General features: G+C 42.7%; 9 protein-coding genes. 4 read left to right on the top strand and 5 right to left on the bottom strand.

All coding sequences use genetic code 11. The features are described 5' to 3' along the window. Positions 1 to 1,134, bottom strand: a complete 1,134-nt coding sequence (locus HWQ47_RS17800; RefSeq protein ID WP_269967401.1) for an FIST signal transduction protein — start codon at positions 1,132 to 1,134, stop codon at positions 1 to 3. 314 nt (positions 1,135 to 1,448) lie between these two features. Here HWQ47_RS17800 and HWQ47_RS17795 point away from each other — a divergent pair, with 314 nt between their 5' ends. The 3 genes from HWQ47_RS17795 to HWQ47_RS17785 are packed head-to-tail and all read left to right on the top strand — an operon-like array spanning position 1,449 to position 5,381. Then, positions 1,449 to 3,608, top strand: coding sequence for an efflux RND transporter permease subunit (locus tag HWQ47_RS17795; RefSeq protein WP_269967400.1), 2,160 nt, complete (start codon positions 1,449 to 1,451; stop codon positions 3,606 to 3,608). Continuing rightward, a complete protein-coding gene (locus tag HWQ47_RS17790) occupies positions 3,601 to 4,341 on the top strand; it encodes a hypothetical protein (RefSeq protein ID WP_269967399.1) in 741 nt (246 codons plus the stop codon). Before HWQ47_RS17795 ends, HWQ47_RS17790 begins: the two co-directional genes overlap by 8 nt. Further along, on the top strand, positions 4,332 to 5,381 hold the full coding sequence (locus tag HWQ47_RS17785; protein ID WP_269967398.1) for a 3-oxoacyl-ACP synthase III family protein: 1,050 nt from the start codon (positions 4,332 to 4,334) through the stop codon (positions 5,379 to 5,381). Before HWQ47_RS17790 ends, HWQ47_RS17785 begins: the two co-directional genes overlap by 10 nt. Before the next feature lie 50 nt (positions 5,382 to 5,431). Here HWQ47_RS17785 and HWQ47_RS17780 read toward each other — a convergent pair whose 3' ends face one another. Then, a complete protein-coding gene (locus HWQ47_RS17780) occupies positions 5,432 to 6,007 on the bottom strand; it encodes a DUF1415 domain-containing protein (RefSeq protein ID WP_269967397.1) in 576 nt (191 codons plus the stop codon). Positions 6,008 to 6,195: 188 nt separating this feature from the next. On the opposite strand from HWQ47_RS17780, the gene HWQ47_RS17775 reads away from it, so the two are divergent. Continuing rightward, the gene (locus HWQ47_RS17775; RefSeq protein ID WP_269967396.1) at positions 6,196 to 6,759 is read left to right on the top strand and encodes a DUF4136 domain-containing protein; all 564 of its coding nucleotides are present in this window, start codon (positions 6,196 to 6,198) and stop codon (positions 6,757 to 6,759) included. A 60-nt stretch (positions 6,760 to 6,819) separates the two neighbouring features. Here the strand turns inward: HWQ47_RS17775 and HWQ47_RS17770 are convergent, their stop codons facing one another. The 3 genes from HWQ47_RS17770 to HWQ47_RS17760 form a co-directional block, all read right to left on the bottom strand. Beyond that, a complete protein-coding gene (locus HWQ47_RS17770; protein ID WP_269967395.1) occupies positions 6,820 to 7,782 on the bottom strand; it encodes a lipase chaperone family protein in 963 nt (320 codons plus the stop codon). Further along, positions 7,782 to 8,699: an esterase/lipase family protein gene (locus HWQ47_RS17765; RefSeq protein WP_269967394.1), complete on the bottom strand. Its 918-nt coding sequence runs from the start codon at positions 8,697 to 8,699 to the stop codon at positions 7,782 to 7,784. The genes HWQ47_RS17770 and HWQ47_RS17765 overlap by 1 nt, the downstream gene beginning before the upstream one ends. Positions 8,700 to 9,211: 512 nt before the next feature. Continuing rightward, the gene (locus HWQ47_RS17760; protein WP_269967393.1) at positions 9,212 to 17,950 is read right to left on the bottom strand and encodes a tandem-95 repeat protein; all 8,739 of its coding nucleotides are present in this window, start codon (positions 17,948 to 17,950) and stop codon (positions 9,212 to 9,214) included. Positions 17,951 to 18,017: the final 67 nt, after the last annotated feature.

Raw genomic sequence — 18,017 nt, 5'->3', positions numbered from 1 at the left:
TTAGATTTCCGCAAAGACAGTGATGGTCATGGTCTGATTATGCAGTTCTGCTAGGCTGTGTCTGTCATAGGGAGCTATTTCACCATAGGAGTAAAACCCGCAGAGTAAGGTTTGTTCACCAAACTCTTCATTAATCACCTCAATTTCATCTTCAACAAGCTGTTTTAGCACTAGCTTTCTGCCTACGCAGCTAACCAATATTGCGACTTGAGGATTGTGGGAGATATTATGGCGGCAGATTTTACCTGCTTCCAAGGAACCGTCGATAAGTGATTCTACATTTGATCGCATCAATTGGGCGGTTGCGCCATTAGGGATATTTCCGGCAAATGTGATACCCCCAGTATCTTCATCTATGGCGAGTAAGGTGCGGACTACTTTAGTGACTTTATTAGGCTCGCTGATCTCTAACGGAAACCTAAGTCCGCTGGCGGGGAGCTGTTCAGCAAGCTCTCCTAGATAGCTCTTGTAGATATCTAATGCATTTTCATTGTCAAGTTCAAGTAAGGTGTTATTGTCCGCTTTAGTGACTCTTCGCTCGATGCCGAATGAACACCACCCGCCTCGTGTTCCACTGCTTACCTCAAGTTGGTTACCATAGAAACCGATGGCGACTACTTCTGATGAACAGACTTCATTTTCGAATAAAACATGAGTTTTGATAAAGTTCTGGCTATCACCCGCGAGCCCTCCAGTCACTTGAATGTCCAGTCCCAGCTCACTTGTCATTCCTTCTACTAGATGGCAGGTATTGAACTCTAATCCATCACTGAGAATGAATACATGGCAAAGTTCTGCGGTTTCATTGAGTTGTTTAGCTAAGGATAAACCTAGTTCTCGAAAATCTGTATCAGCTTCTCCTACTCCGCGTATTAGTTTAATTTGTGTTTTTTCGAACGCGATAATAGTGGCAATCAAGCCGTTTTCATGTACCTGCTGACCTTGGATCTCTCCTGCAGTTGAGCAACCTGTGATATTGGCATTAGGCGCTAAACTACGCATGTTTTCAATGGCTTCAGGGAATTTATCTATTTCGCCGAACAGTAAGATAAGTGTCTGCTCGCCGTCTAGCTCAGGAATGGTCTCACTTTGAGTCCAATCATCATTATGCCATTGAGTTTGAAAAGTTTTCATGGTTAGCCCATTAAGTAATGACTCTCCATTAAAATTAGTGTGAAAAACATGTTTATTCAAGAAAGCAAAGATAAAAAGTAGAGTTAGAATAATATAGAGGTAAATGGTAATGCATTGATTTTAATTTATTTTTTGTTTTCTTTGTGTGGTAGGAAAATAAACAAATAAAACCTAGCTGTATTAAGTTAACTCAAACAGTCTCATATGTGGCTTCAATGAGTGGATTAAACCCAATGTTTGAATACAAATGGTCACTTATGAGGTCTATTATTCTTTAGTAACCTAAAATTGTGATTTTAAGGAGGAGCGGAACATTGCTAAAATCTTGCTTGCTAACGAGAAAAGCTGAACAGATTAGTGCCATTTTTTGGCTCTTTTTGTGTTTGATCGCTTTGTTTGGATTTAGCAAGTTGAGATTAGATGCTGACTATAGTGCATATTTTTCTAAAGGTGACCCCCTTTATAATGCGTTTAAACAATATCAAAGTGAATTTTTTAAGCAAGATGAGCTTATCTTGTTATTGGAGGCTGCTCCTGGGATAACTTTTCCTTTGGGGGATAACACGTTTTCTCAGTTGAAGTCGGGTTTACTTAAACTATCGGCGATAGAGGAGGTTAATGGCTATAGCCCAGATGCTTCCTCATCAAGATTACCGCTTTCCTATAAAACTAAACCTAGCCATATGGGTTTTCTCTCATCCGATGCTCAAGCTGTGCTTGTAGCTGTGTCATTTAAGCCCAATGCAATAAAAGGGACCAAGGCACTATTAGCCAGTGTTTTGTCTGTTAAAGATTATATCGATGAACTAGATATCAATAGGACTCAACCCTTTCATGTTTATTACTCAGGTCCTCTAGCGCTCAATTGGCAATATGCTGCAGTGCTAAAACATGATCTGTCTTGGTTCATTCCTAGTTTAGCATTGACGTTCAGCTTAATGCTTTTGCTCGTGATTAGGGAGCGAATGTGGCTCTTTGGGATAGGTGTTTCATCCTTGATTACTTTAGTTTTGACTGTCGGTCTTGCTGGCTGGGGCGGGTTCACTTTAGCCGCGATTAGTGGTTTTATCCCTGTTGTCGTGGTTAGTTTGAGTGTTGCTTATGCTGTGCATCTTTATTTCGGTTGGCGTAACGCCATAGACCAAGGGGAGAGTGAACCAGAGGCATTAGCGTATTCATTAAGAGTTAATATACAACCATTGTTTTGGGGGGCACTGACAACCGCAATGGGGTTTTCTCTATTGGCATTGAGTCCCTCTCCACCGATCCAAGACTTTGGTAAGTTGGTGGCATTTGCCGTCATGGTTAATTTTTTGGTCAACTTAACGGTGTTGCTCCCCTTTGCTAAACGAGCGAGTGTCGTGACTGTAAGTCTTAAGGTACAGACGCGGTTTTTCGCTGCAATTGATCAGATATGTTGGCGTTATAAACGCAGTGTGTTAGGGGGCGGTTTACTGATCTCTTTACTGGCTATTTATAGTGTTTCTGGGCTTAAGTTTGATGATGATGCTTTGAATTATTTTCCTGAGTTTAATCTGTTTAATCAATCTAAGTTGAAGATGGAGCAACATTTTAATGGTGTAAATCAGCTCTATTATGTCGTTGACAGTGCCGCGAATTCACTGGGTGAACAGGGAGTGGCGCAGCGAGATTATGTCAGTAAAATCAATTTGTTTAGTCGTTTTTTAAGGCTGCAGGATGAGGTATTAAAGGTGAGCTCTATTGTCGACTGGATTAGACTTTACGGTATAGGTCCTAGTCGTTTAAATCTGCTACTTAATGATGCTAGTGTGATGGACTCAAAGGTAAAGCATCTGATAAATCAAGATGGTAACGCTTCAGTCGTCACTGTGGACCTCATTCCTATGACGGCAGCTGAACTTATTGCATTTGAGGCAAAAGTTGCCGATTGGAACCGTCAGAATGTCAGTGAGGTATCAATAGAGCAAGGTTTGAGCCAGGGCCTTATTTTTGCCCATTTAAGTTTGTCTAATGCCCGGACCATGCTCGCCTCATTTGCCGCGGCTTTGTTGTTTTTATTGCTAATAGTCAGTCTACTTAAAACATCATTTAAGTTAGGTTTACTGGCACTTGCCATGAACCTATTGCCACTTATTTGGGTCTTTGGTTTATGGCAATGGTTAGGGGGAAGTCTTAGTTTAGGCAGTGCAGTGGTGATGGGCATGATGCTTGGGATTATTATTGATGATTCACTTCATCTGCTGTTAAAGGTGAATGATAAAGCCTCTGATAAACTTAATGTTATCTCGAGAACGTTAACTTCTGTCATGCCAGCGGTTGCTTTTACTAGTTTGTTACTGTTTTTTGGCTTTGCCTTAGGCCTGAGTTCAGATTTTTTCCCCATCGTTGAATTAAGCTTCCTCTCTATGTTGATAGTGGCTTTGGCATTTATGTTCGATCTTCTGTGGCTTCCTATTCTCTATAAATTGATCATTGGTGGCTGGTATGAATGAGCATATTTTAAACCGTTGCTTCCCCAGCCCACTTAAGCCGAGTGTGAATACTCTCATTGATTGTTCAGGCGTCAATAGCGTAAGGATCAGAAAATGGATGGCTAACAGGTATAACAGTCCCATCTATTATAGTGAGGAAGAGAGAGTTAGTTTGGCCCATTTGATCCCGCTTCTACTTTGCGGCGAACAGTCGGCACAATTGGTGTTTAACACTGAAATTCATCGACTGTCAGCATCCAATGAGGTGGCGGTCTCCTCATTGATACTCAGTTTAAAAGAGGTGGAGGCTGAAGAACTTGTACATGATGTTGCTCTGCAGCAAGTGCAGTCAGAGCTACCTACAGTGGAGCAACTTGTTGATATACAACGGCAAGCAAAACGTTTCTACCTCCATCTTGGCAGAGTAAATTCTTACTGTGAGCATTTTGTTCGAATTGCAATATTAGATACTTGTGTCACTCAGATCATGCACGAATTTGAACATTCGGGGCTTGGACGAGGTCATCCTTTTGCTCGCTTATGTGGGTTGATTAAGAAAGATGAAGCAAAACATGTGTATGTAGCTAAGCACCATGCCCAATATTTAGGAGCAACTAAGGCTATGTTTGTCACCGAACATGAAATGGTTTTACCAAGGCTTTACACTCTCCTTTCTTCTCAGTCTGAGCACTTTGAAACATTGGGGGTAGAGTTGACAAAGATCTTTACCAAACTGGAGGATAAATGGGTGTAAAGTTTGCAAAAAATGAGTTGACTCTGTTGTCATCAGCCTTTGTATTGCCTAATAAACGGGTTTCAAATGAGACGCTATTAACGGCTTTAGGTGAACATTGTGGCGCCTTGGCTAAACGTAAGGCCAGAACTATTGCTAAGCGTTTAGGGGTTGAAAGTCGTTATTTGGTTCGAGATTTAGCAGAGGCAAAGAGCCAACCCTCTCCCAGTAGTATCGATCTGGGAGTTGAAGTACTTACTCAAGTATTAGGTAAGGCTAACCTTGATATAAATGAGTTAGAGTATCTACTTAGTCATACTTGTACTCCTCATACTCAGGTTCCTCCCAATGCGGCTTGGTTGGCTGACAGGCTTAGTTTCCAAGGACCTTACTTAGAGCTCCGACAAGCCTGTACTGGCTTTGCCAATGCGCTGCAGATCGCATCGGCGTTTTGCTCCATCGATGAGGCACCAGTAGCTATAGTAGGTATTGAAACTGGTTCAGTATATTTTGAGATTGCTAAGTCATTTTTAACCACTGAACAGTTGGTGAATTATGTGCAGATGGGAGACGGTGCAGGGGCTGTGATATTAGGTCCAGCTAAAGGGGAAGAGGGACGGTTAACCGATATTTATTTGGGGCAAATTGGTGAGGGTAAGGAACCGGGGTTTTATCTGGACTCTGGTTCAATGGATGTAGGTAACGGGGAGATGACTCGTTTTCATCATAACACCGAAGCTGTGCGTGCCAATGGCAGTCAGTTATTTGAATTAGGCCTGCAAGCTGTATTGTCCAGAGGTTATCAATTAGACGACTTTACCTATATTTTACCTCATCAGGCAAATGGACATATTGATATTATGCTAGCAGAAGCGCTAGGTATTGAGCCTGAACGTATTATAAATGATGCCAAGCACTTTGGAAATCAGGGTTCAGCGGCAATATGGGTAAGTTTTGCCAAACTAGTCAACAGTGGTCGACTCTTAAAGGGAGATAAGGTATTAGTGTTGGGAGCGGAGGCAACAAAATACCTTTATGGTGGCTTTGTCTACTGTCATTAAGTGGTTTGCAGCCCTATTTGAGAGGCTGCAGCCTTAAGATGGTGGTAACATTAGTGTGATGTTTTGCCCATGCAGCCAGCTAATACTCTTGCAAAAAAATCACTGCCTTTTTTCTGTGCAAAAGCGATATTACGCTCAGGAATAGATTCAGGGTCATTATAATTTTCTAAGGCTAATTCCATACTGACTTCGCGAATGATGTGAAGTGTTGGGTAGGGTGAGCGGTTAGTGTAGTTAGATGGATCGTCCATAGGTTCGCCATCGAAACAGTAATCAGGGTGGAAACTGGCAAGTTGATAGGCACCTTCATAACCCTGCTCCACAAGTAGATCGTTTGCTATGTCCACAAGATCCAAATATGGATAAAACCCTTCAAATCCTCGCGGAACAATAAAGAGTGTGGTTTCAATCTCAGGATTTGCATCTAAATACTGGCACTCTTTAATTAATGCTTCGAGAACATTGTGCATTTTAGATTCATCAATGACGGCATAGCGAATACTGCGACGCTCGACTTCACGTCGTGCAAAGGGACAGATGTTGTACTTCATTATCATACGCTCGACCCAGTTTTGCGTATGATCGGTGAATAATTGAAGTTCAGTGTCGTGTTCTTGCTGTGTCATGCTTGCCTCTTTCAATTTTACTTTTACCGATAAGGCTGAGTATCCCTTATTTAGAGGGTGATCATAGGGATGATAGATACAACAAGCAAGAGTGCTTTATGGATTTACAGGATGAATGACTAATGGGTCAGCTTAGGTTAATCTTGTTTTAATTAATATCAATAACATGGAAGTTAAATGGTAATCATATGATAAAACAAATTTGCGCTTTATTGCTTATCTCTACGTTAAGTGCCTGTACTGTCTCTGAAGTCATGGTGCCTACTTCACATCGTACGACAATGGTTGCCACTGGTGACCTTGGTTTTTTATCCCCCCAGACTCGAGATTTTGCTTGGCATCCGACACTTGCTAAAGTGATTGCTGATGATAGGGTCGATAATGATACAGTGATCAAAAATATGCAGTTTTCTTTAAAGAAAGTGATGGAGGCGAAAGGTTATCGACTTGTGTCAAATCAATATTCTCCGGCATTACTGGTAGGCTTTGGTGTAGCATTAAGCTCTGATATGAGTGATAGCGAGATCCTAAACAAAGCGGGGTTGGTACCTGGGTTATCTACCTTCGGTGTGGATATGGAAAAATATGAGAAAGGATCAGTGCTAGTCGCACTGTTTAATCCTAAATTCCCTGAACCTGTTTGGCGTGCATTGGGTCAGGGGTTTACTGATTTTGAAAAAGATGGGGCTGAGCGTCAACAAGGGGTCAATGATTTTGTCTCAATCATGCTGATATCAGTCCCGGCTATTTAGTCTCGTAAAGTCACTTCTAAGAGAGAATATATGTTGATTGTTTATGCAGAACTTATTCGGCTAATGGGTATTTAATAACTCGGGGTTGTCGATATACACTTGAAGCCGTTTAAGTTCGTTGGCACTAAAGTTTCTATTTTGATAATTATCTATAGTTTCTTGCGCGAGAGTGTCATCAGTTTGTTCATTTCTACTTTGAACTTGAAAAGCCAGAAAATCGGTAATTTTTGTTTTCCAAACTTGCTCATCCTTTTTTAGTTGTTCAATGCGTTCGATCACCTCAGGTGTGAATTCGTTGAGTTGGCTGCTTTTGCCTTCAAGATTATCGACAATATTAAAAACCTGTAGACTAGGTTCATAAACCTCTCTCTCTTCGGCATCCATCTGGCTTATTTGATGGGCAATTAACATCTGTTTCTGTTCACTGGAAAGCGAACTATCTTGTAGGATAGCCATTCTCTCAATAGCCTGAATATCATAGGCATTCTCATCACTAAAAAACGCATCTATCTCTATTTGAGTAAAGTAATCAAATTGACTTTGATGAGCTCGTTCTATAAAATCGAGTGTATCTTCAATATCGAGTTCATTAAGCATGTTTGGCCCCATCTTCTTTACCTCAACCAAGGCTATTTTGTAGTCTCGATATCGATTAAATAGATCCATTAAATAATGATGGGCGTCAGGGGTTAAATTACGTTGCTTCGAAAGTGCGAATAACAGGGAAGTTATCGTTTGACCGGTTTCTTGGTGCGTCAGAATGAGATCATCAAAATCCCATCTCAGCTGTTGATTCAGAATGAGCTGTGATAATCCTGTAGAGATGGGAGTTGTTATACCTTCTGCAACCAACTCCGGTTGAGTTTGAGGTATCTCATTTCCGCTGTGTAGAGTATGGCCTTCGAAGACGTCGTGTGGACCATTGAAGTAGATAAGCCCCCCCCCCATTAAGATCAATATTAAGCTTAAAAGCAAAATACGTGCTGTAGGGAGAGGGCTGTTATTGCTGCTTTTATTTTGCATTAAAATCCACTATTTGCAAGACGGTTAATATGTGCTTTGTATAAGGTTTTTGGATTAGTTTCACGCCAGCTTACTAAACCAAATAACTGATTTATTTCATCTAAGTGGTTCATATTATAGTTGTCGCGGATCACTTTTCCTAAGTGAGAACTACATCGTGATACTAGACCATCATTAGGTTCGTTAAATACCCAACTTGTCACGTTTAATGCCGCATCACTGGCATCCCAAAAGTTGGTTCTATGACTTGTTCCTGACCAAGAGTAGTAATTTACCCCATTATTAGCTCTTGCAGATCCATAACCACAATACTGGTTTGGTATGCCTTCGGGATATTTCTGGTTAAACTTGATAGAACCGCGGGTGGTGAGAGACTCTGTAGAGGCTAATGTATCAGCAGGGTAGTTTCCACCACCAGATACACCTGTAACGAGTCGAGATAACGTATTAAATGCAATGTTGACTGACCACTCTACCCAAGAGTTGACAGGAATAGCTCCCCTAAGAAAATCAGCGAAGCTACTGCCCCAATTCACTCCACCAACAGAGGTTACCGTTGCGACCATTTGGGGACTTACACTGGCCACATAGCGTGCAGTTGGTCCGCCATGACTGTGGCCTATTAAGTTCACCTTTTGAGCGCCAGTATAAGCAAGTACCGATTGTACGTAACGTCTGAGTTGCTCACCTCTGACTTCAGATGAGTTAACCGGTGATACTCTTGCAACAAAAACCTGTACGCCTTGGTTTCTCAAAGCACGAGGAATACCATAAAAATAATCTATTCCTAATGCATCATCAAAGCCCATGAAGCCATGAACCAGTACAACAGGGTATTTAGTCGCGGCAGCGTCGGATTGAGCAGGGTAAAATAAGCTGATTAAAAGGAGTGAAATAACAGTGAGCCATGTTTTCATAAAGTTCCCCAGTTTTGTCTTGTTAAAATGATCATCAATCATCTTGTTAGTGGTTATCTCTCTTGTTGATTTAAGTCAATCTTGTATGAAAAGTAACCATGTTTCATTATTGTTAACTGATTAGACCAGAGGAGGCAATAGTTATTTTTTTCACAAAGCCAGTAATCAAGCGACTTTCAAGCTTGTTTTAAATTAGTGTTTATAAAAAAACTCAGTAATATCGGTTACTTTAACTGTTGTTTAAGACATGAATAGGAAATTATTAGGTTAATATTGTGTTAATAAAATAATTTATTCCACTCTGGTTTTTTAGTCATTATGTTTGCCATCCCCCTTAATATCGAGTTTATAAGTGTTTTGAACTGATCAAGCTTTTGGCAGAATTGATAGGAAGGATGGGCTGCAAGCTAATATTAACTTGCTATATGAAGATAGGCGGTGGCCAGAAAAATGATAGGACACCGACGTTATATTTATTTTAGTGTGCGCGATAGGGCCATAACCTAGAGCGGTTAAAACATAAAGCTGATACGCGCAAAGCCGTTGTCGATATGATTCTTATCAATAATGAAGCGTTGCCATCCTAGATCTATCTGCCATTGGGGAGCAATTCTCCAGTAAACTGATATATCACTAAACCAGTCACTGCCATTTTCATCAATACTTACCCGTGTCTGGTTTATTAGGCTAGTAAAATCACTCTCCCAGAACCAGAAACCACCACCTAGCATTAAACCGATAGAATCACTCACCTCCCAGCGATAACTGAGTCCGAGGTCGATTCCCGTTGCTGAACGTGGACCCAAAGTGGAGGCCAACCCAATAATGGGAGCTAGGCTCAATGCCTCTCCTTGAACGCTAAATTCATAGTTACCCAGATTTTGATAGCCTAAGTTTACTTGCCAGTTTGGAACTACCTCATAGTCTATGCCTAGGCTCCAACTCCAATCTCTATTATTATTTGAGAACTGATCAACCAGTAAGCCGAGGCTTTCAAGTTGTGATATGTCAACGTCACTTGATGTCCGGCTATAGCCGCTTTGGGCATTAACACTCCATTGTGCATGGGCTGCGCCACAAAATATCAGACTAACACTTAGTAAGCTTATAAGGCCCTTACTTCGCCTCAAGGCTCCCAATAATAGCAGCAGAGCGGCACTAAATAAGCCCATTGAGCCGCCACTACTCTCATTTTTCACTTCAATTATCTGGTATGCATCTACTGTCACAATGAGTATTCCTTCCATTTGTGCACCTAGTGGATCTTGAATGCGATAAAGTACCTGATCTTCTCCTTCATAACCTAATTGTGGTGTGTATTGAAGCTGGTCATTGGCCGTGATACCCACTTTTCCTATTTCGGCATCGACATAGATAAGCTGCAACACCTGCTCATCGATGTCATTGGAGATCACATCTACCACTATGCTGGTTCTATCATCGGTTGTTGCGTGATCGTTTACTGTTACTGGCATTTTATTTGCTTTAACTGTGATGAGTACGCGGGCGGTGGCACTATTGCCTTCTCTATCGATAATGGTGTAGTGCACTTCATCCTCTCCTAGGTAACCTGCAGGTGCCTGATATTGCAAAAGGCCTGCTTGGTTAATGCTAGCAGCACCTAATCTGCCTTGAGCATTGAGTAACTGAATATTACCGCCTTCAGGATCGCTATCATTCAGTGTTGGATCTAACAGCAACAAGCTGGACTCAATAAGCACCACAATGTCATCCTCAGCATGGGGCGCTAAGTTGCTGGTATTTATGGTGGCAACTCCGCCAGGATCTGTGATGTGAAAATTGGCTTCACCATCGTCATCATTAGGGCCACCGTCAACGATTGTTAACTGTATACACCAGCTTCCCTCTATTAAGCCTGTTTGCCAACTGAGATCCCCTGGAGATGGACAGTATCCGGGTTCACCCAGGCTACTGTGGAGTTGATTAAATTCGTCTTGAACGAAGTCGTACCAACCTTGAGTCTCACTATATTTACGGTATATAGCATCGGTGGGGATCGCCTTAGTTAAGGGTAGAACAATACGGTATTGATTACCTTGAACTGGAAGGCCGCTAGCCACAAAATCAAATACTCCACCGCTAAAGCGAAATTCACTGTCTTCTGGTAATGCATCATCTTCATCAAGCAATAGAGTGTTTCGTTGCCCGCCAGTGGCAATACTGCCTACGTTAATGCATACGCCAGCTTCCCCTTCAGTGAGGTATTGAACCTGTTCATCCACATTCTCAGGCTGAACGTTACAACTCGGTAGTGCATCTTGGAAATTTGGGACTCCGTCTAGATCATCATCACCAAAACCTTCAAAATTATCCGGGATCATATCACCATCAGTATCAGTATTGTCGAGTGTGGGCAAGCTGGCGACTAAGTGAAGGTTGGCCTGAACTTGGGTGCCCAATACCCCATCAGATACCTCTGCTCTGATTGGATAGTAGCCAGGTTCTAACTCTATAGGGTCGAAACGTATTACATCGGTTGATGGATCTAAATCTTGGACCTGCATTGTGTTCAAATTCCAACTGAGCGTAAGTTGATCACTGCTGTTAATATCTGAGTATTTGGCGGTAATAATGATCTCTCCGCCATCAATGCCAAGCATCTGTCTTTGATCTGATGCTTGGCTTATCTCAAACGCTATTTCTGGTGCGACATTGTGGTTAACGATATATAGAGTATGGTTTGGTTTATAGCCACGATTAACCGACTCATCGATAACCAGTTCTAACTGCTCCTTAGGCTCATCGATATTGTCAGCAAGGATCTCTATCATCAGTGTCACATCCCGTCCCGATGTGATAACAGCTTGCTGGCTGGACAGACGATAGTCTTCATCTACCCGTGCATCGCCTTCAAGGGTAAAGTCGATAACGACGGGATATTGCGGTGAATCGCCATTGAGGGAGAGAGTAACTGATGCTGAAGTTCCCTCTACAACAAATTGATCTTTATGGAAGTTGACTAAGGGGTAGACATCGACCTGTTGACTGGCAACTTTAGTATTGCCGTTACTGTCAGTGGTTTCCCAATAGACCAAATGACGACCTGGTTGGAATAGAGGCTGTCCGTATCGAAGGCTAACTGGCAGCGCTTCACCTTTACTGTCGAATGCGATTGCTACGCCTAGATCAACTCGGGTAAATAAACCTTGGGCTTGGACACTAACGGCTTCGGGAACCGTTAATATGGGCAGTGCTTCATCGTTCGGTTTTATCTGCAGACTAACTTCTGCTTGGCTGCTCTCACCATCTGGATCAACGATGAGGTAGCTTAAGTTAATATCGCCAGTGACACCTGAATTTAAAGTAAGCAGTAGTGCTTCATTCTCTATTATCACTTCGCCTAAACTCGACTGAGCACTGACTAAGGTAAGTGTGTCTTCGTCGACATCTTGATCGTTAGCCAAAACCGGTAAACTGTAATTCCTGTTGGGCGTATAGTCGAGTTCGAAACTGTCATTGTGCGCCTGAGGAGCATCATTGACGGGAAGTACATTGATACTCACCTCAATAGGTTCTGAGCTGGTTTCCTCATCGTTAATGAGAATGGTGAAATTGTCATCGCCATGGTAATTGGTATCAGCTTGATAGCGCCACAGTGAACCGCTGGTGTTAAGAGAGCCGTGTTGAGGCTGAGTGACTAAAGTAAGGGTCAATTCATCATTGTCATCATCACTGATATTTAAGCTAAACAATAGCTCAGAATCTTCTTTGGCTTCAAGCTCGGAAGTATGGAGAACAGGAACGTCATTCGTATTATTAACTTCAATGCTAAAGACGGACAGGCTTGCTGTTGCGTTGGCACTGTCGGTGACGCTGATAATGATATTACTGCTTGTGCCTATATTTTCATTGACTGGAGTGCCAGACAGAGTTCCGTTGCTGTTGTTAAAGTTTGCCCAGTCAGGTTTATTGCTGATTGAAAACTGGTGAGTGTCATCACTGTCGGCATCAAGCATGGTTGGCGTGAAACTGTAAAGACTGTCTTCATCAACAGAGCTGGCAGGTGAGCCACTGATAACAGGCGCATCATTAACATTGGTCACTGTGATGCTAAAACTTGGCAGGCTCTTTATAGCACCTAAATTGTCTTTTACAGTGATAATGATATGCTCATGAGTTCCCACGTTTGCGTTAGTCGGAGTACCACTTAACACTCCTGTTACGGTATTAAAACTTGCCCATGTTGGCAATCCGCTAATACTGCAACTAAGAAGGGTGCTGTCTATATCACTAACCACAGGTGCAAAATTAAAGGGGATATCTTCACTAATTGAAGTGATTGGATTACCTGAGATCCTTGGAGCATCGTTAACCGCTGTGATTACAATGTTGATCGTGATCTGTGAGGTTAAGCTTCCATCACTGACTTGCACTGTTAAGCTGTCATTGCCATTGAAGTTCGCTGTTGGAAGGTAGCTGACTGTGGTGTTATAGCCAGAGACCTGAAGTAAAGCTGCTCCTTTATTCGTCCCCGAGGTTATTTGCCAGTTGAGCGAATCACCATCTTGATCTGAAGCGGTTAAATTGAGACTAAAGGGGGTTGGTGTTGCATCTTCACTCATGGTGACAGTTATCGTGTTTCCTTGGGTGATCACTGGCGCAAGGTTATAGAACTTGTTTAGACTGTCAGTGACATTCAGACCTTGATTTCCAGCGATATCAGTCAATGAAAGTGTTAAAGTAAGTGTGCCTTCATTTAAACTGCTGACATCAATATTGCTGATGGTTTGCGAATTACTGTTATTGCTAATATTAATGGTGCCGCTACCAGTGACAGAGCTACTGCCGTCACTTATCTGATAGATAAAACTTTCACCAATATTTCCACCTGTAATGATAAAGCTAAGTGCCGACTCATTGTTGGTATCGATCCTATCTTGTTCTATTTCTATGCTGTACCCGTTGGGACTAATCGTATCGATTCTGATCGCATCTGAAATAGTGAGGATTTGTGTATTGCCAGCTAGATCTATGGGTGAGAGGTGAGCGTCATAGCTGTCGTCAATTAACGTACTTGCCAGTTCACTGTCGAGCCATTCACCGCTATTTATATCGCTAAAGCTGTCGGCATCGAAAGGTCCAAAAATTGTGTTGTCGCTGGCTTCCAAAGTAAAAGATAGGTTAGCTATTCCCCCTGCATCGGTCACTGACCCCCTAAGAGTCGGAGTGTTATCTAAACTTGTTACTATAGTTATGTCAGCGATAGGGTTGATATTGTCATGGGTGAGGGTAACGAGATCCACAGCTTGGGCACTGTTTCCTGCATCATCTTGAGCTATAACCACATAGTTAGCATTTGTATTATCGGACAAGGTTAGCGCTATGTTCCAGCTGTTTGCCACAACTACGCTTGATGCCACAGCTGTATTACTGTCGGCGACACCATTGTTATCAGCATCTGAATAGAGACTTACCGATACCCCATTCTCACTCTGGCTGCCTTGAATTGTAATTGTGTTAGTAGATTGATACACGTGGGCAATAGGACTCAAGATGATAGCATCGTCTGGAGCTATCGAATCTTCAAGATAGTTGCCTATTGCTGTATCTGTCATGTTTCCAGCTTGATCTGTAGTGCGCAAGATAAAGTAGTTATCCGCATTTTGAGACAGATTAAGGGTTAGAGACCATGAGCCTGAGTTTGATGTGATACTGGCTAATGGCGTATTATTGTCAGCGATACCATTGCCATCTGAATCGGAGAGTGCAATCACAGTGATCCCATCTTCTGGGTAATTGTTTTGAGATAAGGTTAGCGTATCTGCATTGACTGTTTGCGATGCCTGAAGTGGTGTTGCCACTACCGGAGTTTGTGTATCAACGAGTAAATTTGCTTCAGTAAAAGCTGTAAAGCTAAAGTCGACATCGTTGCCATTGGCATCTTTCGCTGTATCAGAATTCCCTTGAACAGATGTTAGCGTGACACCATCACTGTCGTTATCACCACTAATAACAGTATAACTAAAGTCTAAGCTGGATGTGTTGTGCCCACTGGTATAAACCGCGGTTCGGCTGATGCCGCCAATTGAAAGCGTGGCTGTAGAGTTAGACCCTGAAAGTATTACGATATCATCAAACTGCACAGAGACTAAGATGGTCTCATCAGCCTTAATGTTGCCAGTGTTTAATCCTACAGATTGAATCACAGGGCCTAAGGCATCTTTGTTTACGGTATCGATTACTGCCGTTGCTGCATTACCGTTAATGTCAGTTACAACCACTGATAGAGTTAAGACTCCATCGCTAAGAGACGTCATATCGATATTGGAGATGGTGTCATTTACTGTGGTTAAAGACCCCGTTCCGTTAATACTTCCTCCACCACTGGAGTTGATTGTATAGACGAAGTTAGCACCGGATTCAGCTCCTGAAAATGTGAAACTCAGTGCATTATCGTTGGAGGTTAAAATAAGTGCTTGATCTATGCTGACATCGTGCCCGTTTGGCGCACTGCTGTCTTTAACGCTGGTATCGTTTACTGCCGCAGCACTGTTACCTGCAGCATCAGTTAAAATCGTGCTAAGGGTCAATGTCCCATCAGTTAAGCTACTGACATCAATATTGGTTATGGTATCGATTGCTGTTGATAGCGTGCCAGTACCTGTCAAAGGTGTTCCGCCACCAGAGCTGGTTAATGTGTATGAGTAATTGCTGCTTACCTCGCCTGCAGTAAAGGTAAAACTGACCGAATCTTGATTACCGTTATTTATCGGGTCTTGATCAATAACTGCACCATGTCCGCTAGGAGCAACGGTATCTATCTCTATGGTGAGAGTAGCACTCACTGGTGACGCGTTACCGGCAGGATCGGTTTGAAATGCTTTTAAAGAGTGGCTTGTACTGGCTATAGTCGGCATTGACACTGACCAAGTCCCCGTGCTGACACTTGTTGTTACTGAGGCTTCACTACCATTGAGAGTGCCGCTGTGATCAATATCACTAAATAGCGTAATGCTTGCTCCTGTTTCACCATTGCCTGAAATCTCAGGTGTTGTATCAGAAGTGAGATTATCGCTATCACTGTTGCCTGAATCTGAGCTGATGACAAGGTCTAAACCACTTGGGCTTGCTGGTGCACTAATATCGTATTCTATTGTGTTGTCAGTGCTGGTACTGGGTTGGTTCGTGGCCCCAGAGGCATCGGTCACTCCGCCCGCAATGATTTGAGCGATAATATCGCCCTCATTGGCATTGATATTGGTTGTGACGGTAAAACCTGTGCCAGAAGAAGCGGAAACCGAGGTCACATTGGCAGTCACATCGCCACTTAAGTCGATATCTGTTATATCAAAGCCTGAGATAGATTCATTAAACACCACGTCGAACGTCACGGTGGCATTATTGGTGGGATCGCTCTGTCCCGAAGCTTGATTAATGGTCACTGTAGGCTGGGCATTAACCGTTAATGTGATGGTGTAATTGCTTGCGGAGTCAGCACTGCCATCATTGACGGTAAAGGTGAAATTAGTACTTGTTGACCCACTGGGGCTGTATTTTAATAAGCTCGCATCTAAGTTTGCTTTAGTGACAGTATCGCTGGAAGTGAGCGCCGATTCAGCATTATTTATGCTGTTACTCGCATCTAGATCAACCCAGAGTGAACCGCTGGCAGGTGCATTGATGATAGTGATACGGTTTAATGTGTCACCTTCAGGATCGCTGTAACTAAAATCGCTGGTGGTAAGGGGGAGAATGCTCGCTTGGTTGGGGGTTAACGTCTTATTGCTCCCTAGGGGAGCACCGTTAACTTGGCTGACGATAACACTCGTATCATTATTTGAACTGGTTCCACCATCACCATCAGACACGGTAAATCTTACCGTTCGTGTACTTTGCGTCGGGATCAGGTTATCACTATTGGTGTAAGTCACGCTGCGGATAAGGGCTTGAATTAACGCTGGGTTGGCATTGTTCGTAAAGTTAACAACTAAGTCATTACCAGCAGAGATGGAGTTTGCTAGCGTACCTACGTTTGTTGCACTAATGGTGACAGTATCTCCTGCACCGCCGCTTGTTGTCACGCTATTATCAAAACCTAAAATATCTTCAGCAGCATCTTTATTGGTAATAATAGAAACGCTTAGGTTACCTGTATTAAAATCAGATGAGTCTACGTCGTTTAGACTGGCATTAGCGGCTTGGTCGATCAGTTTAGCACCATCACCCTCATTATAATTTAAGCTATCTCCACTCAAATTGGTGAGAACTGGAGCATCATTGCTGCCAGCTACCGTCACAGTGATATCGGCATTAGCTGATGTGCCGCCATCACCATCATTGACTGTTAAACGTATATTTCGAGCCCCTGTAGTGGGATTATCAATATCGCTGTTTTGGTAGGTGAGGGCGCGTACTAATGTTTGCAGATGTGCAGGGGTTGCTGTGGCGTTTAAGTTGATGACAAAGTCATTCCCTGCAGCGATATTATTGCCCAAGGTGCCAACGACGCCAGGGCCTGTTATTGATACATTGTTGCCTGCAGTGATTCCCGCTAATGTGACTGAACCGCTAGTATCGATTGATAATAAGTCTTCTGTTGCATCTTTGCCTGAGGTGATGGTGAGTGTCAGATTACCATCATTGAGGTTGGCGCTGTCAGCATCGGTCAGTGTTGCGCTGGTCCCCTGATCGAGTGTTTGTGTTCCATCGCCTTCGGTGTAGCTGAAGCTGTCACCATTGAAGTTGGCTGTGATTGGGGCTGAGTTAGGTGGAACGGCAACATCAACGTCGATATTGTCGAGGTTAACAACAATAAATCCGATTGAATTGTCATTATTACTTATCCGTATCTCATCAGTGTCGTTAAAAAGTGTACTCGTGGGGGTAAAGGTAAAGTAAGAACCATATTGGCCAGTTAAATTCCAACTTTCGCCAATGAGTATTGTACCATCCTTATAAGCGGAAACGAGGTAAATATCATCGCCTGCTGCCGATTCCAGTTGGAAAGAAACAAGGCTAAACTCACTACCGTCTGTTGTTTTAAAGGTCACTATGTTGGAGTTTAAGCCCCCATCCACGTTTCCTATTGCTCCCCCACCAATTATCCCAATAAATTCAGCTCCACCTCCACTAACATCTTGATCAAAAGTAAAATCACCATGGATATAGGGTTGACCTAGGTTGGCATTGGCTACTACACCGATAAAGTCCACATCGGCAGCACTGTGTACCCAAGGGGAAAAAATAGTCACTGCAATAAGTGTCATTGTGTGGAGTGAGAGCCTATTCATGGTGGTCATCCTGGTTATTTTTTAAAATAGAGCAGCAGAGCTGCTCTTGTAAGATTTTCAAAAATAA

This window comes from Shewanella sp. MTB7 (assembly GCF_027571385.1).
Taxonomy (GTDB): domain Bacteria; phylum Pseudomonadota; class Gammaproteobacteria; order Enterobacterales; family Shewanellaceae; genus Shewanella.
The sequence above is the reverse complement of the archived record's forward strand: the minus strand, read 5'-3'. Positions and strand labels throughout refer to the sequence as shown.